Here is a 17,606-nt window from a genome sequence, read left to right as displayed (position 1 = left end):
GTCGTTCCTTAGCTAAACAGTGGACCAACGGGCTGACCGGGAAGTTCGCTCACGGTGATATCGCGACGCTATCAATGCATGGTCGAGCCCTGCTGATTCAGCGCTGTCTGCACACAGTCAATCAAGTGCTGAGTGCTCCAGGGCTTGGGCAGGAAGCGCACCGAGCCGCCCAACTGCGCCGCCAGATGTGCGTTGCCGGACGTCAACACCACCTGCACCGTCGGCCAGCGGTGCGCCACCACCTTGCTCAGATCAAAACCGTTGAGCAAACCCGGCATTTGAATATCGCTGACAATCAGGTCCACCGGATCATCGCCCCGTTCCAGATAAATCATTCCTTCATCGGCTGAAGGAAATGACGTCACCAGCGCGCCGAAATCTTCCAGTACATCGACCATCAGCGCCCGAATGATCTCGTCGTCTTCCAATACTAAAATCGATGGCTGAGCCATGATTCCTTACTCCACCATCAGGGTTCAGTCAGTTGAGTGGAGCGAGGTGGCATAGGTTCGATCGGCATAGCGCTTAAACGATGGGTGGTGCTTGAAGGGGTCTAGATTGCGTACTTGCCGGGAGGTGCAGCAAGCTCCCGTGCCGCTGAGAAGCAGGCATAATTGCCCGCAACAGCCGATGTGGAGTTCCTCATGAAGTACGCTTTGTTCACCCTCGTCCTGATCTTTAATACCCACGCGGCACTTGCCGACGGCGATGCCGAGGCGGGCGCGAAGCTCTTCGCCAAGACCTGCGGTGGCTGCCACAGTGTCGGCGAAGACGCGCGCGGAGGTTTCGGCCCGCAACTCAACGGCATCATCGGCCGGCCGGCGGGGACTACCACGGATTACCAATATTCCGAGGCGATGAAAAACTCAGGCGTGGTCTGGACCCGGGACAAACTTGCCGCCTACATCGAAGCGCCGAAGAAAGTAGTGAGCGGCACGCGGATGATCTTCTGGGGCATCAGTGATCAGGAGAAGATCGAAAATATATTGGCGTACCTTGAGACATTTCAGCCCGAGTGATGACGTAAGCGGTGGTCTCCAGCCGCCGCTTGAGTTTGTCGGGGTATGTCTAGCCTTCAGGCGCCATGTCCTCAACGATATGGATCCCCAAATCGTTACGACCGGCGGCAAGGTGCGACTTGAGTGTCAGTGACGGAATGTCATAGTCCCCTGCGTTCTGACGACGAAATGGCAAAGGCTTGTCGTCGAACAGATTGTCCAGCCGAGCAGCATAGGCCGTGCATAGCTGTTCGAAGCGGGCGGCGTCCATTTTGCTGGTTTTATAGATAGGGAAGGGCGGCATGACTGTGAATCCAGGGTAGAACAACACCCCATGCTGGATAGGAAATAGCAGGTCATCCAGCGCCCCGTTCACCCCTCGACCGCTGTAGTGCGACTCCCACCCGCCCATGCTGACCACCAGCATCGCGCGCTTTCCTGCCATGCTGCCCTCGCCGTAGCGATCGCCCCAGTGGCGTTCGCTGTGTTCGCCGACGCCGTAGGCGAACCCGTAGGCATAGACGCGTTCGACCCAGCCCTTGAGAATCGCCGGCATCGAGAACCACCACAGTGGGAATTGAAAGATCACCGCATCCGCCCACAGCAGTTTGGCCTGCTCTTGCTTGATGTCTGCCGGTTGGGTGCCGGCGGCGAAAACGCGTTGTGATTCCAGCGCCGGGTTGAAAGGTTTTTCATCGTCATAGCCTGGAGCGTCGTCACTATCAATCGGGGCTTTCCAACGCATGGCGTAGAGATCGGAAACCTGGACCTCGTGACCTGCGGTCTTCAGGTGAGCGATTGCGAAGTCCCTGAGCGAGCCATTGAGCGAACGGGGTTCCGGGTGGGCGTAGATCAGTAGTAGCTTCATGAGGCGCTCCGAATGGGGGTATGCCTCACCGTAACGACGAACCCGGTATGATAGAAATGAATTTACGAAACATATGGTATTTACATGCACAATACCTTGCGCCGCCTGGACCTGAATTTGCTGGTCACGCTGGATGCACTGCTGTCTGAACAAAACGTTACACGGGCGGCGCGCTTGCTCAACCTCGCTCAGCCGACCGTCAGCCTGCAACTAGGGCGGCTGCGAGAAATTCTGGGCGATCCCTTGTTGTTGCCCGGCCCCCGGGGCATGTCGCCTACCGAGCGTGCCCGTGAATTACGTGGGCCGCTGCGCGAAGCGCTGATAGCGCTGGAAGGCGCATTGAGTCCCAGTGCCGCCTTTGAGCCCGCATTGTCCAATCAGACGTGGAGGGTGGCTGCCAGTGATTACGCAGCAACCGCCTTAGTCTGGCCCTCGCTGGCGCTGCTCAGACGCCTGGCGCCGAATACGCGCCTGGCGCTGTTGAACAAGCTTCCCGTCAGTCTTGCCAGTGATCTGGAAAACGGCCAGCTCGATCTGGCGCTGCATACTCGCGATGACGCGCCGCCAAAACTGCGTCAACGGTCTCTGGTTCATGAGCGCTATGTGCTGGCAGGGCGGCGCGGTCATCCCGCTTTGACAACCAAGCTTTCGCTTAAAGCGTTCTGCGGCCTGGAACATGCCGTCATGTCACCCAATGGTGGTGGGTTCGTCGGCAGCACTGACCAGGCTCTGGCGGCTAAAGGCCTGGAGCGACGAGTCGTATTATCAGTGTCTAATTTCAACTCGCTCGTCTCGGCGTTGGCGCACAGCGACGTGGTCGCCGTGGTGCCGGAAAGGCTGGTGCGAGATGAGCCCGCCCTGCATGTACAGGCGCCTCCACTGGCTATTCCGGGCTTTGAAATGCTCATGCTATGGCCCGAACGACTGCACCGGGACCCCGCCCATATGTGGCTGCGCGATCTCATCGGCTCGACGTTGGCGGGCACCTGTACGCGTTGATCGTTCCCACGCTCCGCGTGGTAATGCATCCCGTGACGCTCTGCGTCACCTGTGCGTTGAGCTGTGTGACGGGACGCGGAGCGTCCCAGGCGGCATTACCACGCAGAGCGTGGGAACGATCATCCTCGGTTCAACTGAGCAATCGTGGCCACCGCCTTTTCTTAACATTCAACGGTATACGGATCAAATATGCCCATTGATTCTGTTCGAATCAGTCGCGTGTATCCTCGTAATCGAATGCGATGAAGTAGTCGCTTTCTGAAAGAACTATGTCATGGGAGAAATGAGCCTGTATCACTGATAGCCACTCCTTTCGCAGTTCAAACATTCCGTTATTGACGTCTTCGTTTGCCGACAATCCGAGTTTAGAAATCACGGAGTAATCGTTTCCCAAGTCCGCCGAGTCCTCCGTCCCGCTTAGCCACTCTGTGGTTCCGTCGAACCATTCCAACCTGACTTTGAGCCCCATGTTGCCCTCACAGATACTTTTTGATGTTTCGTTTCTTCATCGGATTTTTTAGCTGCTCGCCGGTTATGTGGTTGAACGCACCCATATGGCTCCCATCACTAGCTAGATAAATTTCCAGTTCGCCATGCTGGGAGTCCCATTCATAAATCCTTCGACCTTTTTCATCTATCCAATCATCTACCGATAAACGCGACAACTGCCGTGATACACACCGTAGGTCCGAGAATTGACGGGGCGGTAGAGGAGGGGGCTTTTTCATGGCTGTCCTCATGGTTTCTCGCGCTGTTCTTGGGGGGGCGGCCAAGCGCCCTGGTGGCGGAAGGATATTTGGTAGTCGAAAAGTGAAGGCTCTATTACATGCTGGAAATGTGGCTGGAGAATCGCTATCCACGTTGGAAGAACGTCGAATCCTCCTGCGTAAATGTGAGGCTCCTCGTGTAAGCCGAGCGCGTTGAGAATGCTATCGCCCTCATCAAGATTTGCTGAGTACTCATCTGCCTCCAGACTTTCTGTTTGTTTATTGAACCATTCCAGCCGTACCTTCATCGCCATAGACAACTCCCATTCATTTTTGTATACGTCGTTCATCTTTTGCAGGGCCCCGTTGCTCTGCGGTGTAGGGGTCAAATGACCCTAAATGTTTCACGTCGCTGTATCGGTAGACTTCCAACTCACCTTTTTCAGAGTCCCACTCAAAAAGCCGCTTTCCTTTAGCGTCCTTCCAACGTTCACGAAGGCCACTACCGCCTTTTCTTTGGCTCTTTCGCTTTTGCTTTATCAAGCCAGGGAAACCAGTGATGTCCTCGGTATTTGGTGCCGGAAAGTAATCATGATCCGGATTTCTCAAGCCCTTCCTTGGTTCATTAACCACCACATACAACGGCCGAACCCCCGACCCCACCGGAAACACCAGAATAAAATCCCGATACTCCGGCGGATAAATCGGGTTCACCAGAATCTGCGCGGCCTTCTCCGTCGGCGGATAAATCCAGATCACCGGCGCTTGCGGCGCAGCCTCCAAGGCTGGAATACCTAGCGTGTCATTGGGATCAACCGCAGGCGTCCAGATCAACTCGACTCCCTCACCCAAATCCGCCACAAACTGATCGCCGCGGGCTTGGAACTGCACCACATCGATCATCTGCCAGCTCGGATGGTTGCCGGTGTAAAACCCATACCCCTTGAGCGTACCGTCCTCGCGTTGTTCGATATGCAAACGCATCTGCGACCGCGCCCGGTCCATCGAGCGCAGTTGCTCTTCACTGTAGAGCGCGCTGTCACCCAGCTCAGACGGCCAGGCCAGCGCCACCAAACCGGCCAACAGGCCACCGGCGACAGACCCGACGGCAGTCGCCGCCGACTCCCACACCGCCGAACGCAACGCCAACTGCCCCAAGCCGATGGGCAACGTGCTGCCGCCGATCTTGCGCAAGGCCACCGCGCCTCGTCCGTCCACCTCGCGCCCACCCAACAGGCTGAACTGGGCGTACTCCCTGACCAACTCCAGCGGGACATAACCGGTGGGGTCTACGTAGCGGGTGAAACCGTCCGGCAATTGGCAGGGCTTGATAAAGACGCAGCCGGCAGGTTTGGCCGGCGTGGGGGCAGGTGCAGGGGAGGGTTCGTATAGATCAATCGTCGGCGAATAGAGCGCCCGCGACGGTTGCGGTGTCAGGATTCGCTGCCTGCGTAGCGCTTCTTCAGTAGGTGGATAAGAACGTTCTGACATGACCGGCTCACTTCCTTGTGCGAGGGAGTGAGCCTACGGGGGGATATCACGGGACTGAATTGGCAGTGTCCGACGTTGGATGTGGGAAAAGTAGACAGTGACGCAGATGGTTTCGAATATTGCGATTTTTCGTTGATCGTTCCCACGCTCTGCGTGGTAATGCATCCCGTGACGCTCTGCGTCACCTGTACGCATTGCTCTTCGTGACCGGACGCGGAGCGTCCCAGGCGGCATTACCACGCAGAGCGGGGGACGATCATGGTATGGCGGCTGACATCTTCGCAGGCACGCCAGCCCCCCTTTTTTGTTCCCGATCAAGTCAGCAAGTGCTTTGAAATCAAGCGTGAAATCTCAACTATCGAAGTCTTCCCGGTAAATTCAAACTTCACCTTCCCCAACGACGAAAAATAAATCTCCAACTCCGAATCCAAATCAAACGTACCCGACGTTTCCACCGAATACGCCACTATGTTCTTGTAGGGCAGCGACGTGAAGTCCTTCTTGCTGCCGGTGATTCCCTGAACATTCACCGCAATGATGCGCTTGGTGGTGAACACCACGCCGTCGCGCATGGCCTTGTACGCGTCTACCACTTCCTCGCCATCGAGCAGCAATGACGCCACGCGTTCGGCGTATTCGTTGTTTTGTTTGAGTTTGAAGAAGCCTTTGTTATTGAAGTCGATCATGTGTCTGCCCTTGGGTGAATGCTGCGGTCGGTGTATGACGTTTTGAGCATGGATCTGTATCTAACGCGCGCATTTTGAACGCCCTACCATGGCGTCCAACGCTACAACGTTGACCAAATGTTTCGCATCGACAGAACAACCTCCAGGGAGTCCGACCATGCCTGAGCTGTCCAACTGGCTTGCCTATGCGCTGATATCCCTCGGCATGGTGCTGACGCCCGGCCCGAACATGATTTACCTCATTTCACGGTCGATCTGCCAGGGGCGCGCGGCCGGGTTTATCTCCCTGGGCGGCGTGGCGTTGGGGTTTCTGGTGTATATGCTGTGCGCGGCCCTGGGAATTACCGCATTGGTAATGGCGGTGCCCTTCGCCTATGACGCGCTGCGATTTGGCGGGGCGCTGTACCTGGCTTATCTGGCCTGGCAGGCGGTCAAGCCGGGTGGCCGTTCGCCGTTTCAGGTGCAGAATTTGCCCCAGGACAGCCCGCGCAAACTGTTCACCATGGGCCTGGTGACCAACCTGCTGAACCCCAAGGTAGCGGTGATGTATCTATCGCTGTTGCCCCAGTTCATCGACCCGAACGGCCATGGCAGTGTGCTGATGCAATCCCTGGTGCTGGGCTTCACGCAGATTCTTATCAGCGTAAGCGTGAATGCGGTGATTGCCACCCTGGCGGGCTCCATCGCCGTATTTTTCGTCACCCGGCCGGGCTGGCAGGTGGTGCAGCGTTGGCTGATGGGGTCGGTGTTGATGGGGTTGGCGGTGCGGATGGTGGTGGAAGGGCGCAAGTAGCTCAGCGCGCCATCACGTTTACTATCACATGCAAAATGAACTCAGGGCCGTAGCACGGTTGCCCATGTTCATCCTCGATCCGCCAGATGGAAGTGACTGCGCAGGTTTCCTTGGGCGCGGCGAATTCCACCGTGATATGCACCGGTTGCCCAGGCAGTGTTTCTGCGATGAGGATTTCGTTGTTAAGGCTGCGCAGATGCGTGTCCATGACGACTTCCAATGGCGCGCCCATGGCGGTGCGCCGTGCGATGACGTACTCACCGTCAACGCGCACCAACTTTCGGCCCCGCCACGGGCGTGTGCCGAGGTTCTGAATCTCCCATGTCTTCTGAAAAATTTCGCCAGGCAGCACGACGGTCTGGTCGGGCGTAGTGACGTCTGCGTTGAAGACGGCGATGTCACTTGAATCATGCAAGCCCACTGCCCGGTTGGTGGTCGCCATTGAGCTGGAGTCGACGGGAGCCCCCGCCAAGTCGGCGAAGTAACGGAACAGCAGCAGCGGGGAAACCTGCAGCACTTTGGCCAGTTTGATCAAGGTGCGAACTGATGGGTCTTTTGAGACGCCTCCTGCTAAACCATAGAGGTAGGTTCTGGAGATACCGGCTTCCTTGGCTAGCGTAGTCATGGACTTGCCCAGCTCTCGGCTACGTCGTACCACCAGGGCTCGGAGAGTGTCACGGTTTTTGATGCTCATAATCGTGTTGGTCCCAGTCCGTGGTGAAAGTCGTCACCTTGTTCACCAAAAAGTACAACTTGCTCGCCGCCGCGTGTAACGAGCAATGCACACTCACACCCAGCTGGCGACGTTGTGAAGGACATGGATAGGTCCCTATTTTTGGTTGACTATATCCAGTGTCGCGGTTTCTCACATGCTTGCGAACCTAGTGTGTGTTGCATTCCTTTACATCTCTCTTTGGATATAGCTATGACTCAAATAAAAATGTGCTGTGAATCTATCGTTCGATCAGGCTTTGGTATCTTGCAAATACCCGAAGTCATGCTGGGAAACTACAAACAAATTGTTGATGGATACTCGTCAATCTCCCAAGCGACCAAGGCAGCATTTTCGTTCAGTCAGGACACTGACGGGTTTTTCCCGTTTGGCGCTGAATATTCAGGTATTGAGGATCAGCCTGACCTCTGTGAGCGATTCTGTTATTGGCCTGCGCATGCGTCGAAGCGAATAGGTTATGAGTTCACCAAGAGCGGCTTTTTCGCGGCGGTGGATATCTTTGAGCAACAGATCAGCACGTTGGCTCAGGAGTTAATGGACGGCATCTGCGACGAGTTCGGAGTAGCGCCACTCGGTCCATTTCGCTTGGCTTCCTACGTACAGTTATGTGTCTACGGTGCTCAGGCTGTAAACATCGAGCGTCGATTCGCCCAGGATCCTCATGAAGACGGTCATATGTTGTCTTTTATCAAACCTACCCGCGAAGGGCTGGTTTTGGTGAAAGGGGGCTCGCTTGAACCTGTGCGTCTTTTGGAAAATGAGATTGCGGTGCTAGCAGGGTCTTTGCTGACTGAGCTTTCAGATCATGCAATTCCTGCCGCTTATCACGCGGTTCTCGCGTCCCAGAGGCCGGTGACCAGAAGCTCGTTGATCTACTTTGCGAACCCGAGCCCAGGGCAAGTGTTAACCAGTTTTTTCCGCAGGCAGGCAATTGACATGAGTGGCGCCGTAAACGCTCGTCACATCCGGTTTGGTAACCAGCCTATTCAGCTTCTCTAAATGTGCCCGCGGGCACGGACACATTATGGCCCCGTACTTCAGTGCGCTCTACCTTGAAGGCTTGCTCCTGGGCATTGGCTTGTTCGCAGCCCCCGGTCCCAAAGACACCTTGGTCATCCGCCAAGGTGTCAGCCGTGGTCCCATCTGGGGTGTGGTGGCCGTCTGCGTAGTCTCCGATATGTTATTGATCGCCGCGGGCATCACGGGTTTGGGTTCGCTATTGGAAAGCCGTCCCAAGCTGGTAGCGCTCTTGCTTCTTTCCGGCGCGGCGTATTTGCTGTGGTTCGGTGGCCAGCGCCTGCTGGCTTGCCTGCGTGACCAGTCCTTGCCGGACACCCAAGGCGGCAATTCGCAACGAGGGCTGTTGCGTACGGCAATGGTGCTGGGTTTTGCCAACCCCTACGCATGGCTCGATACCGTCGTGCTGATCGGCTCGATCGGCGCCGCTAAGCCGGCAGGCCAACAAGCAATCTTTGCGGCGGGGGCGATGACCGCGTCGCTATTGTGGTTTGTATTGCTGGCGCTTGGTTGTCAGCGACTGACTAGGTTATTTAGAACACCGGTGGTGTGGCGCTGGCTGGATGCGGGGGTGGCGGTGTTGATGGTGTATCTCGCCGGAATGCTGATCACCGATTCACTGGATGTCTTTCAGGTAGTCCTTGAGGGTGGTTAGCGGTACGCTCAGTGCGTTGAGCTGATCTGTATTTTGTACGGCGGTTGCCAGTCGTTGCAGCTCGCGCCCCATCACGGTCGTGGCGCCGCCCAGTGATTCGAGCGCTGAGGTCAGGCACTCATCCAGCTTCAACCGAATCCCCGCCAAATCCCCCTGGCGCACCAACAACCCAAATACCTCGCGGTCGTACGCCTCCATCACCGGATCATCGCGCAAAACCGGGCTGCCGCCGTCCGTCTCGTGCGAAAGCTTCAGTGCAAAGAGCGCAACCGCTTCCAGCGTCAATTCCATGGTGTTGATTCCTGGGGCTTTGGGGGGGCGATGATCACTGTTCTGCACGGGAAAAAAAAGACCCCATAGTGTGAACCGGTTGGCTTGCGCAGCCGTACTGTCCTCTGGTCAAGGAACGATATTAATTAGCCATGTTCCAACTCGCCGTGCCAACTGCACCCGGTCACCAGAAGGATAGGGTGCAAGACCTAACCCACTACAAGGACGCAAACACCCATGCAGTCATCCTCCACCCAAACGCCATCCGCCACCGGCGAATTGATCGCCAGTTTCCGCCACGGCAAGGGTTTCCTGATCTTCAGTTTGATATTTGGCGTCGTGTTGCTGGGGCTCGCAGTGTTTGTGCTGTACCTGGGCACCATCCTGCCGGCGGGCAGTAACGGCCCCGTCGTCGGCCAGACCGTCCGCGGCATGTCGTTCAGCTTCAGCAGCCCGCAAACCGTGATCTACTTCACCAGCGCCTTGCTCGCCGTTCTCGCGTTGGGCGTGTTTGCCGGCTACGCCTGGCACAGAAAACTGCGCGCGCCGCGTTACAACGTGTATGAGCACGGCATCGAGCGCTTCATCAACGACCAGCACGACTACACCGCCTTTACCGACATCGAAGACCTGTACCTGTTTGGCTCCGGGCAAACCGTGATGACCGGCATGATCACCAATCTGGCCTATCGCCGTAACGCGTCGGAGCCTTTTCACCGAGTGATTGAAACCCTCAAGGGCTTTTACGAATTCCAGCAGTTGGTGCGCGAGCTGCATGTACGCGCGCGCATGCCGGCAGTGATCGCGACGCTGGAAACGGGTGGGGCGGTGACGTTCAACTGCATCAGCTCGGGGCAGGTCTGGGGCAAGCGCGTGAGCGGCAACTTCCTGAAAATCACCACCTCGCCGATCATGGTCAGCCGCGCGTTTCTGGACTACCAGGGGCGCGCAGTGCCGATGTCCTCGCTGCGCACCGTCGATCTCAATGCCTGGACCGAAAAAGTGGTAATCAAGGACGAGAGCGGCAAAGCTGTGTTGTCGACCATCGCCACTGGCATCCTCAGCCACGACCTGTTCCTCAACACCCTCGATGCCGTATTGGCAGTCGAAGAACAAACCCGCGAGTTGGCGTGAGCCGGCAGCTTTAAGGATGAGGACTGAACGATGATCTATCGCGGTGCAGGCTGGCTCACGTTGTTTACACCCGTGGCGATGGTGCTGCTGTTGATGTGGCTGTGGCCGGATCCGAGCGTCAAGCCCGGCAATACCTCGCTCATGCAAGTGTTGATGGGGTTCGGGATGGGCTCGGCGATCAACGTTGTGCTGGGCTTGGTGTTGAATCGAAAGGTTCACGCCGATGGCGTTCGCCATCACTTCTTTTTCATGCCCATGCAATGGCCGGCACTGGCGATCACGCTGGTGTGCGCGCTGATCGCCCTGTTGAAATAAGCTTACCGACCGCTCGGCAAGGGCGGTCGGGTTTCAACTTGTTCGAGGCTTATGCGATACGTGGTGTAAGTGTCGCCGTCCCTCAGGTATAGGTCGCTGTGATAACGGCTGACGGCGCCTTTGAGCTTGATGTGCAGGCCGTTGGCGACGCGCTGGATGACCACGTCTTTCAAGTCGGTGTCCGAGACCAGGAACGGCGGGGTTTTGCCGAGGTACACCTTCATGGTTGCGTCTGTCGATTCACGGTAATCCATATAGAACTTCAGCGTCTTGGGTTCCGAACGATCCCTGGCTTCCTCGACGATATAAAGCCATTCCCCCGGTATGAAGTTTTGCTTCAGGACTATTTGGGGGGGAAGCTCGGGTTTGTGCAGATAGGCGTAGATGAGAAACCCCGTAAGGCAGAGCGCGAAGATAATCGCCAGGTACTTTTTAAGCCTGAGCTTCAGGGCTTGCCATTCGTTTTTATTCATAAGTTTCAACGTTGGGGTTGGAGACGGTGTCATCGCGGTGCGTTGATGATAATCGTGTCCAGACCCAAAGCCAGTATTCAAATCCACTGATCATTCAAGGCGGTTCGGTCCCCACCTTCATGACCGGTGTTCAAAATGCCCCGTGGCTCGATCATCATCAGCTTGGCTTCGCCTTCGGCGGCCGTGCGGTGTTCAATGCCGCGAGGGACCACGTAGAGTTCGCCTGGCGCTACATAGACGGGGCCGTCGGGAAGGTCGATACGTAGCGTGCCTTCCAGCACCAGGAATGCCTCGTCGGTTTCGGGGTGGGCGTGCCAGATGAATTCGCCTTCGATACGCACCACCTTGAACTGGTAGTCGTTCATTTCGGCGACGACGCGCGGGCTCCAGTGTTGGTCGATGAGGGCGGCTTTTTGGGTGAGGTTTATGGGGGAGGCGGGAGGCTGAGCCATGACGGATACTCGAGTCGGTGAGGAAAGTCATGTTAGCCAGAAGAATGGCGCAGGGCTTGAACGATCATGCAATAGGCGTCATCGCGCTGTTCTGAGTTCAAGCCTGCCGTACTTTGCCGGCGAGCCAGGAAAGCGTTATGGCCGGAATCGAGAGAATAGCCGCATACAGGATGCCAACACCCAGCAACGGGGAAGCACCAGAGGTAACCAACATCACCGGGATCTGAGCAAGCATTACGACGGCGCCTGCGGACCATTGGGCGTTTTTTAGCACGGCTCCAAGCATCGCTGACAGAGCAAGCGCTGCGGGATATATGAGGGTCCAGTAACTGGCCAGGTCCCAAGGTTCCTTGGTTCCTGTGAGTGCTGAAACAACAACCCAAAAAAACAGGGACGCAACGCAGGTAGCAATGAATGCCATGATTTTCCTATTTCGACTTCGTCGAAAGATCCGTTGGACGCAATCGAAACCCCGGAAAGAGGACGGATTTATTCTTCCTGGACTTCAAATTATCAATTTTTTTGAACGCGCTGCGCTACGTCGCAAAGCCACCGGCGCAGCAGCTGTGCTGCCTCACCCAGCACTACATCTTTGGCCTGAACCAAATAATAGCCCTTGCCAGTCTTCAGTACAGCGTCAAAGACAGGTACGAGAAGGGCTCTTTCTACGTCTTCCTCAACCAGCCAAGGGCTGGTGAGCACTAAACCCTGATCGCGACGCGCCGCGTCGATTGCCAGCTCAGACTGATCGAACTTGAGGCTGCTGGAAAAGCTATCGGCGGACATACCGACCGATGATAGCCATTGAGCCCAGTGAGCGTGAGACGTCGTATAGATCAAGGTGGCTCCCGGCAAACAATCAAGGCTATGCAACTGGAGCCGTTCGCGTTACGCCGGGCTGGAATAGACCCTGACCTCGTCTGGCAAGAGCAGTTCTGCGCTCACGTCACTGCTATGTCCATCGAAATGCCGCACCGCCAGGTCGCAGGTAGCGTCATGGAAATCCACGTTATCGGTGGATGCGCTCAAGTGCAGTTGCACCTCTGGATGCCGCTCCATGAACAATGGCATCCGCTTTGCGAACCAGGAGTTAGCGAATGCCGGCGGCAAGCTTAGCCGTACCTGCCTGTCTCTAAGAACCCGCACGGCTAGGTTGGCTGTCTCCAGCTGGCGAAGCGCCGGCTTGACCTGCTCCCAGTAACTCAGCGCCTGCGCCGTGGGTTGCAGCCTGCGCACATTGCGTACGAACAGTGGCGTCCCCAGCCAACCTTCCAGCTTGCGAATCTGTTGCCCTACCGCTCCCGGTGTCACGAACAACTGGCTTGCAGCAAGGCTGACGCTGCCGGTGCGCATGACCGCGTCAAAGCATGCGATGGCCCTGAGGGGCGTATCAGCTCTCATGGCGTAGTTTTTCTCTTCTATAGATCGAAAACATATGATTTGTAGTGGCTTGAGTACTTTCCCACAATCGAATTTCGCCATCGGCTGTTGGGCCTGCCGAGTGAGAAATAAATTATTGTCCAAATCAATGACAAAAGGTGCCGACCAGTGAGGAAGTCAGTCGATGGGACTGCCACGGCAGTAATGGTGCTGCTGTGTCTCATCTGGGGCGCCCAGCAGGTGGCAATCAAGGCGGTTGCCGGTGACATAGCACCGCTCATGCAGGTTGCCGTTCGCTCCGGAGTCGCTGCAGCCTTGGTCTGGCTGATCGGAAAATCGATCATGCGGGAAGTGTGGTTACCCGGCGTCTGGTGCCGCTCCGGATTGGTCGTGGCCGTTCTGTTCGCGAGTGAATTTCTGTTCATCGCGCAAGGGTTACGCTGGACAAGTGCTTCGCATATGGCGGTTTTCCTGTATACGGCGCCCTTGTTTGCCGCCATTGGTCTGCACCTGCGCTTGCCGGAGGAACGGCTTAGCGCGATTCAGTGGTTGGGTATGTCGCTGGCGTTCGCAGGCATTGCCATCACCTTCCTCATGCCACGCGATGGGACAGCCATTCAAACCTCCAACACAAACAGCCTGCTGGGTGACCTGCTGGGCTTGTGCGCGGGCGCTGCCTGGGGATTTACGACGGTAGCGGTGCGTACGAGTCGCCTAAGTGAAGCACCCGCAACCCAGACCCTGTTTTACCAACTGGCAGGGGCCTTTCTCCTTCTGCTGCCTTTGAGCCTGCTAGCGGGCCAAAGCGAAATGAGTTTTTCAACCGGTGCAGTGGCCAGTCTGGTTTTCCAGACATTGATCGTGTCAGTGGCCAGCTACTTGATCTGGTTCTGGATGCTTCGTCGCTACCTCGCGGCTCGCCTGGGAGTGCTGGCCTTCATGAGTCCGCTGTTTGGCGTATTGATGGGTTACCTGTGGCTCAAAGAGCAGACGAGCATCGGGTTTCTGCTGGGCGCAAGCCTGACTATTGTCGGCCTGCTCGTGGTGAGTCTCAGCAAAGCGGTCGGACAGAATCGGGGCGATAGACCTTACCCAACACCGAAAAATCGCAGGGAGAAGATGCAGTTATGAAGACGTTAATCGTATTGGCGCACCCGGAACCACGCTCTTTCAACGGCGCCCTAAAGCACGTAGCTGTTGAAACGCTGCGCGAACTCGGCCACCAGGTTCAGGTGAGCGATCTCTACGCGATGAATTGGAAGGCTGAGCTGGGCGTTGGTGACTTCCCCGATAATCGCGCCGATCCTGACTATCTCGATCTTCCCCGCGAGCAAGAACATGCGTTTGCAAACAACGCTCACACCGACGACGTCAAAGTCGAGCAAGCGAAAGTCATGTGGGCTGACCTGGTAATTTTTCAGTTTCCAGTGTGGTGGTTTTCGATGCCGGCCATTCTGAAAGGCTGGGTAGACCGGGTGTTAAGTCGCGGGTTCGCGTACTCATCGGGGCATAAGTATGGATCAGGCCTACTCAAGGGCAAGAGGGCCATGCTTTGCCTGACCACAGGCACCGCGAGCAGCCTTTATACACCTGCTGGCATTGATGGCGACTTGCATCACATACTCTGGCCTATCCATAACGGCATTTTGGCTTATACCGGTTTCACCGTTCTTCCGCCGTTTGCTGCATGGATGCCGGCGCAGCTCAGCAATGACGAACGTCAGCAATATCTGAATTCATATGCCGACTACCTGCGAAGCTTGGAAGCGGTGCAGCCGCTGTTTTTTCATCCCCGTGAAGACTATGACGACAACCAGCAGCTCAAACCCGGGATTGAAGCCCGCTCGGGTGTGCAGTGGAATCCACGTGCAGGACAAAGTTTTGAACAGGCTGCATCCCGTTTCTCAGGGCAGCCTAAGTCTAAAATCTAGCTCTCATGCTGGCCGGCACCGGAAAAACGCTGTACCACGAGCCCTAACTAGCTGCCGCAATCAACCCGCGTCGCTCCAAAGCCACCTGCGTCTCCTCTGGATTCATCCGCACCAGGTTCACCGGGATGGATTTCGCCGCCGGCGTGTTACTGCGGCTGTCCCGATTCGCCAGTGGCAGCAAACCGTTGGTTTCCGGGTAGTACGCGGCGCAACAGCCTTGCGGTACGTCGAAGGGGATGACCTTGAAACCGGGCGCCCGACGCGGTGTTGTCATGTCCAGCGCCGTCTGGAACTCGACATAATCCCCCGCCTTGAGCCCCAGGCGCTCAATGTCCTGCGGATTGAGCATCACCACCATGCGGTCGCCGTAGATACCCCGGTAACGGTCATCGTTGGAATACACCGTGGTATTGAACTGGTCATGGCTGCGGATCGTCATCAGTTGCAGATGATCAGCGCCCGGTGGCGTGTCGTCCTCGTCAAAAACCCCTGCAGGAAACAGGAAGTTGGCCTTGCCTGACGCGGTGTTCCACTTGCGTTCGCTGGCACCATTGGGCAGGCGGAAGCCGCCGGGCTCCTTGATGCGCTGGTTGAAGTCATAAAACTGCTCGGGCAGCACGGCTTCGATCTTGTCGCGAATGCGCGCGTAATCGCTCACGTAGCTGTCCCAATCCACGTTGGGGTTGGGCGCAAGCGTCGCCTTGGCGATACCGGCGATGATCGCCACTTCGGAGATCAGGTGTTTCGACGCAGGTTCCAGCATGCCGGTGGAGCCGTGCACCATCGACATCGAGTCTTCGACCGTCACGGTTTGCGCCACGCCGTTCTGCATGTCCAGCTCCGAGCGGGCGATGCATGGCAGCAGAAACGCTTTCTGGCCATGCACCGTTGCACTGCGGTTGAGCTTGGTATTGACCAGCACAGTCATTTTCAAGCGGCTGACGGTGGGACAGACCACATCGATATCCGGGATGGCCCGGAAGAAATTGCCGCCCATGGAAATAAACGCTTCCACCTCACCACGCAGCAGCGCTTCACAGGCTTCGGCAACATCATGCCCACCTTTGCGGGACGCCTCGAAACCGAACACCTTGCTCATACTGGCCAGGAACGGCTCGCCGGCTTTTTCGTAGATGCCCATGGTGCGGTCACCCTGCACATTGGAGTGGCCGCGAATGGGGCAAGCCCCCGCGCCCAGCTTGCCGATGTTGCCGCGCAACAGCAGCAGATTAATGATCTGCTGCATCGCGTCGCCACCGCGCTTGTGCTGAGTAATGCCCATGCCCCAGCAACAGATCACCCGCTCCGACCGCATGTACACCGCCGCCACATCCTCCAGTGCCTGACGCGTCAGGCCCGAATGACGCTCGATGATTGCCCACGGCAGCTGCCGGCAGTAGTCGGCGAACGACTCAAGGCCATGGGTGTGCTCGTCGATGAAGGCGACATCCAGCACACGGGGAAGGCCTTCACGCTGAGCCGCATCGTCCGCTTCAATCACCGCCTTGCAGATGCCCTGCACCGCAATCATGTCGCCGCCGATTCTGACCTGATGGTACTGGGAACTGATCTTCACGCCGCTGCGACTGAGCATGTCGCGCGGGTCCTGGGGTGATGCAAAACGCACCAGCGCCTTTTCGCGCAACGGGTTGAACGAGATAATGCTCGCGCCACGGCGTGCGGCGGCATGCAGCTCCGACATCATGCGCGGGCTGTTGGTGCCGGGGTTCTGACCGAAGATGAAAATGGCGTCGGCGTTCTCGAAGTCCTCCAACGTCGTGGTGCCTTTGCCCACGCCGATCGACTCGGGAAGCGCCACGCTGGTGGTCTCATGACACATGTTCGAGCAGTCAGGAAAGTTAGCCATGCCATACAGGCGACCAAACAACTGATACAAAAACGCCGCCTCGTTCGAGGTACGCCCCGAGGTGTACAACTCCAGCTTCCACGGGTCGCTCAGCTGGCGCAGCTCCTGCCCGATCTCGGCGAACGCCTCGTCCCAACTGACGGGCAGGTATTTGTCGCTGCCCGCGTCATAGCGCATCGGCTCGGTGATGCGGCCCTGATCTTCCAGATCGTGATCGGTCCAGGTGGCCAGCTCGCTGACTGTATGTTCAGCGAAGAACTCCGGCGTGACGCGTTTTTTGGTCGACTCCCACGCCAGTGCCTTGGCACCGTTTTCACAGTATTCAAAGGTGTGCGGCTTCTTTGGGTCTGGCCAGGCACAGCTGGGGCAGTCGAAACCGTCCGGTTTGTTCATGGACAGCAGGGTACGGTTGCCCTTGAGCAGGACGTGCTGGTGGAGCAGGTGCTTGTTGACGGCATTGAGTGCAGGCCAGCCGCCGGCGGCGGAGCCGTCGGACTGGGAGCCTTGGAGCGGGGAATTTTTAGGTTCAGACATTGCGGGGGTTCTCCCTGTTGACGCCAGTGGAGGCGTGGTGCGTATGGTTGTGATGCATACGGGGAGGGAGAATTCGGCTTGGTCGACGAGCGTTGCTGACCAGGTGGAAGGGTGGGAGGTTCAGTCAGGGGGCGAGCTGTTCAGACAAAGCTCCTAAACATCGCACCGTGAGGATTGTGGCTATAGTTGGCCAGTTAACGACAGGCTAGAGTTGACCTGAGCTCTCTGTAACGTGAGGTGTGGACGTATTGACGTACCGCGGTTGGAAGCCCGTCAGTCTGACAGGGGTGTTTTTCCGTTTGG

Annotated in this window: 23 protein-coding genes and 1 pseudogene; 9 read left to right on the top strand and 15 right to left on the bottom strand. The window is 57.1% G+C overall.

Annotation, left to right across the window (positions count from 1 at the left end; genetic code table 11):
* Window positions 1-71: 71 nt before the first annotated feature.
* The gene (locus tag MRY17_RS21340) at window positions 72-452 is read right to left on the bottom strand and encodes a response regulator (protein WP_181282347.1); all 381 of its coding nucleotides are present in this window, start codon (window positions 450-452) and stop codon (window positions 72-74) included.
* Window positions 453-644: 192 nt separating this feature from the next.
* Here MRY17_RS21340 and MRY17_RS21335 point away from each other — a divergent pair, with 192 nt between their 5' ends.
* Complete coding sequence (locus MRY17_RS21335; protein ID WP_243352813.1) at window positions 645-1,019, top strand: c-type cytochrome; 375 nt, start codon at window positions 645-647, stop codon at window positions 1,017-1,019.
* Window positions 1,020-1,068: 49 nt separating this feature from the next.
* Here the strand turns inward: MRY17_RS21335 and MRY17_RS21330 are convergent, their stop codons facing one another.
* On the bottom strand, window positions 1,069-1,866 hold the full coding sequence (locus tag MRY17_RS21330; RefSeq protein WP_191953417.1) for an NAD(P)H-dependent oxidoreductase: 798 nt from the start codon (window positions 1,864-1,866) through the stop codon (window positions 1,069-1,071).
* An 84-nt stretch (window positions 1,867-1,950) separates the two neighbouring features.
* Between MRY17_RS21330 and MRY17_RS21325 the strand changes: the two genes are divergently transcribed.
* Window positions 1,951-2,865, top strand: a complete 915-nt coding sequence (locus tag MRY17_RS21325; RefSeq protein ID WP_243352812.1) for a LysR family transcriptional regulator — start codon at window positions 1,951-1,953, stop codon at window positions 2,863-2,865.
* Between the two features lie 211 nt (window positions 2,866-3,076).
* Here the strand turns inward: MRY17_RS21325 and MRY17_RS21320 are convergent, their stop codons facing one another.
* From MRY17_RS21320 to MRY17_RS21300, 5 genes and pseudogenes are all read right to left on the bottom strand, one after another.
* On the bottom strand, window positions 3,077-3,334 hold the full coding sequence (locus tag MRY17_RS21320) for a colicin E3-like toxin immunity protein (protein WP_191952426.1): 258 nt from the start codon (window positions 3,332-3,334) through the stop codon (window positions 3,077-3,079).
* A gap of 7 nt (window positions 3,335-3,341) precedes the next feature.
* Window positions 3,342-3,506, bottom strand: a pseudogene (locus tag MRY17_RS21315) (colicin E3/pyocin S6 family cytotoxin); the annotation flags it as partial.
* A gap of 95 nt (window positions 3,507-3,601) precedes the next feature.
* On the bottom strand, window positions 3,602-3,922 hold the full coding sequence (locus MRY17_RS21310; protein ID WP_431768371.1) for a colicin E3-like toxin immunity protein: 321 nt from the start codon (window positions 3,920-3,922) through the stop codon (window positions 3,602-3,604).
* Window positions 3,900-5,063, bottom strand: coding sequence for an S-type pyocin domain-containing protein (locus tag MRY17_RS21305; RefSeq protein ID WP_243352811.1), 1,164 nt, complete (start codon window positions 5,061-5,063; stop codon window positions 3,900-3,902). The genes MRY17_RS21310 and MRY17_RS21305 overlap by 23 nt, the downstream gene beginning before the upstream one ends.
* A gap of 314 nt (window positions 5,064-5,377) precedes the next feature.
* Window positions 5,378-5,749 carry a PH domain-containing protein gene (locus MRY17_RS21300; protein WP_048722821.1) on the bottom strand — a complete coding sequence of 124 codons (372 nt, stop codon included), beginning with the start codon at window positions 5,747-5,749 and terminating at the stop codon, window positions 5,378-5,380.
* 157 nt (window positions 5,750-5,906) lie between these two features.
* Here MRY17_RS21300 and MRY17_RS21295 point away from each other — a divergent pair, with 157 nt between their 5' ends.
* Complete coding sequence (locus MRY17_RS21295; RefSeq protein WP_243352810.1) at window positions 5,907-6,542, top strand: LysE family translocator; 636 nt, start codon at window positions 5,907-5,909, stop codon at window positions 6,540-6,542.
* Window position 6,543: 1 nt separating this feature from the next.
* On the opposite strand, the gene MRY17_RS21290 is transcribed toward MRY17_RS21295, so the two are convergent.
* Complete coding sequence (locus tag MRY17_RS21290; RefSeq protein ID WP_191952423.1) at window positions 6,544-7,236, bottom strand: NBR1-Ig-like domain-containing protein; 693 nt, start codon at window positions 7,234-7,236, stop codon at window positions 6,544-6,546.
* 231 nt (window positions 7,237-7,467) lie between these two features.
* Between MRY17_RS21290 and MRY17_RS21285 the strand changes: the two genes are divergently transcribed.
* Together MRY17_RS21285 and MRY17_RS21280 are read left to right on the top strand one after the other, a co-directional pair.
* Window positions 7,468-8,274, top strand: a complete 807-nt coding sequence (locus tag MRY17_RS21285; protein WP_191952422.1) for a 2OG-Fe(II) oxygenase family protein — start codon at window positions 7,468-7,470, stop codon at window positions 8,272-8,274.
* Between the two features lie 25 nt (window positions 8,275-8,299).
* Window positions 8,300-8,947 (top strand): LysE/ArgO family amino acid transporter, encoded by a 648-nt coding sequence (locus MRY17_RS21280; protein WP_191952421.1) that lies wholly within the window; start codon window positions 8,300-8,302, stop codon window positions 8,945-8,947.
* Here the strand turns inward: MRY17_RS21280 and MRY17_RS21275 are convergent.
* A complete protein-coding gene (locus MRY17_RS21275) occupies window positions 8,909-9,238 on the bottom strand; it encodes a hypothetical protein (protein WP_191952420.1) in 330 nt (109 codons plus the stop codon). The two genes, MRY17_RS21280 and MRY17_RS21275, sit on opposite strands and share 39 nt — an antisense overlap.
* A 216-nt stretch (window positions 9,239-9,454) precedes the next feature.
* Between MRY17_RS21275 and MRY17_RS21270 the strand changes: the two genes are divergently transcribed.
* Both MRY17_RS21270 and MRY17_RS21265 read left to right on the top strand, forming a co-directional pair.
* Window positions 9,455-10,351, top strand: coding sequence for a hypothetical protein (locus MRY17_RS21270; RefSeq protein ID WP_243352808.1), 897 nt, complete (start codon window positions 9,455-9,457; stop codon window positions 10,349-10,351).
* 30 nt (window positions 10,352-10,381) lie between these two features.
* The gene (locus MRY17_RS21265; RefSeq protein WP_124433954.1) at window positions 10,382-10,666 is read left to right on the top strand and encodes a hypothetical protein; all 285 of its coding nucleotides are present in this window, start codon (window positions 10,382-10,384) and stop codon (window positions 10,664-10,666) included.
* 2 nt (window positions 10,667-10,668) lie between these two features.
* Here the strand turns inward: MRY17_RS21265 and MRY17_RS21260 are convergent, their stop codons facing one another.
* From MRY17_RS21260 to MRY17_RS21240, 5 genes are all read right to left on the bottom strand, one after another.
* On the bottom strand, window positions 10,669-11,139 hold the full coding sequence (locus tag MRY17_RS21260; protein WP_124427484.1) for a hypothetical protein: 471 nt from the start codon (window positions 11,137-11,139) through the stop codon (window positions 10,669-10,671).
* 77 nt (window positions 11,140-11,216) lie between these two features.
* Complete coding sequence (locus MRY17_RS21255) at window positions 11,217-11,591, bottom strand: cupin domain-containing protein (RefSeq protein WP_191952419.1); 375 nt, start codon at window positions 11,589-11,591, stop codon at window positions 11,217-11,219.
* A gap of 97 nt (window positions 11,592-11,688) precedes the next feature.
* Complete coding sequence (locus MRY17_RS21250) at window positions 11,689-12,012, bottom strand: hypothetical protein (protein ID WP_191952418.1); 324 nt, start codon at window positions 12,010-12,012, stop codon at window positions 11,689-11,691.
* A 92-nt stretch (window positions 12,013-12,104) separates the two neighbouring features.
* The gene (locus tag MRY17_RS21245) at window positions 12,105-12,431 is read right to left on the bottom strand and encodes a hypothetical protein (RefSeq protein WP_243352807.1); all 327 of its coding nucleotides are present in this window, start codon (window positions 12,429-12,431) and stop codon (window positions 12,105-12,107) included.
* 48 nt (window positions 12,432-12,479) lie between these two features.
* Window positions 12,480-12,992 carry a LysR family transcriptional regulator gene (locus tag MRY17_RS21240; RefSeq protein ID WP_243352806.1) on the bottom strand — a complete coding sequence of 171 codons (513 nt, stop codon included), beginning with the start codon at window positions 12,990-12,992 and terminating at the stop codon, window positions 12,480-12,482.
* Window positions 12,993-13,175: 183 nt separating this feature from the next.
* Between MRY17_RS21240 and MRY17_RS21235 the strand changes: the two genes are divergently transcribed.
* Window positions 13,176-14,102, top strand: coding sequence for a DMT family transporter (locus tag MRY17_RS21235; protein ID WP_243353959.1), 927 nt, complete (start codon window positions 13,176-13,178; stop codon window positions 14,100-14,102).
* Window positions 14,099-14,902 carry an NAD(P)H-dependent oxidoreductase gene (locus MRY17_RS21230; protein ID WP_243352805.1) on the top strand — a complete coding sequence of 268 codons (804 nt, stop codon included), beginning with the start codon at window positions 14,099-14,101 and terminating at the stop codon, window positions 14,900-14,902. Before MRY17_RS21235 ends, MRY17_RS21230 begins: the two co-directional genes overlap by 4 nt.
* 43 nt (window positions 14,903-14,945) lie before the next feature.
* Here the strand turns inward: MRY17_RS21230 and MRY17_RS21225 are convergent, their stop codons facing one another.
* Window positions 14,946-17,303 carry an FdhF/YdeP family oxidoreductase gene (locus MRY17_RS21225; RefSeq protein WP_243352804.1) on the bottom strand — a complete coding sequence of 786 codons (2,358 nt, stop codon included), beginning with the start codon at window positions 17,301-17,303 and terminating at the stop codon, window positions 14,946-14,948.
* Window positions 17,304-17,606: the final 303 nt, after the last annotated feature.

Origin of the sequence: Pseudomonas orientalis, assembly GCF_022807995.1 — a bacterium.
In the GTDB taxonomy this organism is placed as follows: domain Bacteria; phylum Pseudomonadota; class Gammaproteobacteria; order Pseudomonadales; family Pseudomonadaceae; genus Aquipseudomonas; species Aquipseudomonas orientalis_B.
The sequence above is the reverse complement of the archived record's forward strand: the minus strand, read 5'-3'. Positions and strand labels throughout refer to the sequence as shown.

What these genes read in the sequence shown, in the direction of transcription:
- MRY17_RS21295 (WP_243352810.1), top strand. Translation starts at nt 5,907, where the DNA reads ATGCCTGAGCTGTCCAACTGGCTTGCCTATGCGCTGATATCCCTCGGC.
- MRY17_RS21310 (WP_431768371.1), bottom strand. Translation starts at nt 3,922, where the DNA reads ATGAACGACGTATACAAAAATGAATGGGAGTTGTCTATGGCGATGAAG.
- MRY17_RS21230 (WP_243352805.1), top strand. Translation starts at nt 14,099, where the DNA reads ATGAAGACGTTAATCGTATTGGCGCACCCGGAACCACGCTCTTTCAAC.
- MRY17_RS21325 (WP_243352812.1), top strand. Translation starts at nt 1,951, where the DNA reads ATGCACAATACCTTGCGCCGCCTGGACCTGAATTTGCTGGTCACGCTG.
- MRY17_RS21285 (WP_191952422.1), top strand. Translation starts at nt 7,468, where the DNA reads ATGACTCAAATAAAAATGTGCTGTGAATCTATCGTTCGATCAGGCTTT.
- MRY17_RS21260 (WP_124427484.1), bottom strand. Translation starts at nt 11,139, where the DNA reads ATGAATAAAAACGAATGGCAAGCCCTGAAGCTCAGGCTTAAAAAGTAC.
- MRY17_RS21265 (WP_124433954.1), top strand. Translation starts at nt 10,382, where the DNA reads ATGATCTATCGCGGTGCAGGCTGGCTCACGTTGTTTACACCCGTGGCG.
- MRY17_RS21235 (WP_243353959.1), top strand. Translation starts at nt 13,176, where the DNA reads ATGGTGCTGCTGTGTCTCATCTGGGGCGCCCAGCAGGTGGCAATCAAG.
- MRY17_RS21250 (WP_191952418.1), bottom strand. Translation starts at nt 12,012, where the DNA reads ATGGCATTCATTGCTACCTGCGTTGCGTCCCTGTTTTTTTGGGTTGTT.
- MRY17_RS21305 (WP_243352811.1), bottom strand. Translation starts at nt 5,063, where the DNA reads ATGTCAGAACGTTCTTATCCACCTACTGAAGAAGCGCTACGCAGGCAG.
- MRY17_RS21340 (WP_181282347.1), bottom strand. Translation starts at nt 452, where the DNA reads ATGGCTCAGCCATCGATTTTAGTATTGGAAGACGACGAGATCATTCGG.
- MRY17_RS21290 (WP_191952423.1), bottom strand. Translation starts at nt 7,236, where the DNA reads ATGAGCATCAAAAACCGTGACACTCTCCGAGCCCTGGTGGTACGACGT.
- MRY17_RS21320 (WP_191952426.1), bottom strand. Translation starts at nt 3,334, where the DNA reads ATGGGGCTCAAAGTCAGGTTGGAATGGTTCGACGGAACCACAGAGTGG.
- MRY17_RS21335 (WP_243352813.1), top strand. Translation starts at nt 645, where the DNA reads ATGAAGTACGCTTTGTTCACCCTCGTCCTGATCTTTAATACCCACGCG.
- MRY17_RS21270 (WP_243352808.1), top strand. Translation starts at nt 9,455, where the DNA reads ATGCAGTCATCCTCCACCCAAACGCCATCCGCCACCGGCGAATTGATC.
- MRY17_RS21225 (WP_243352804.1), bottom strand. Translation starts at nt 17,303, where the DNA reads ATGTCTGAACCTAAAAATTCCCCGCTCCAAGGCTCCCAGTCCGACGGC.
- MRY17_RS21255 (WP_191952419.1), bottom strand. Translation starts at nt 11,591, where the DNA reads ATGGCTCAGCCTCCCGCCTCCCCCATAAACCTCACCCAAAAAGCCGCC.
- MRY17_RS21330 (WP_191953417.1), bottom strand. Translation starts at nt 1,866, where the DNA reads ATGAAGCTACTACTGATCTACGCCCACCCGGAACCCCGTTCGCTCAAT.
- MRY17_RS21280 (WP_191952421.1), top strand. Translation starts at nt 8,300, where the DNA reads ATGGCCCCGTACTTCAGTGCGCTCTACCTTGAAGGCTTGCTCCTGGGC.
- MRY17_RS21275 (WP_191952420.1), bottom strand. Translation starts at nt 9,238, where the DNA reads ATGGAATTGACGCTGGAAGCGGTTGCGCTCTTTGCACTGAAGCTTTCG.
- MRY17_RS21300 (WP_048722821.1), bottom strand. Translation starts at nt 5,749, where the DNA reads ATGATCGACTTCAATAACAAAGGCTTCTTCAAACTCAAACAAAACAAC.
- MRY17_RS21240 (WP_243352806.1), bottom strand. Translation starts at nt 12,992, where the DNA reads ATGAGAGCTGATACGCCCCTCAGGGCCATCGCATGCTTTGACGCGGTC.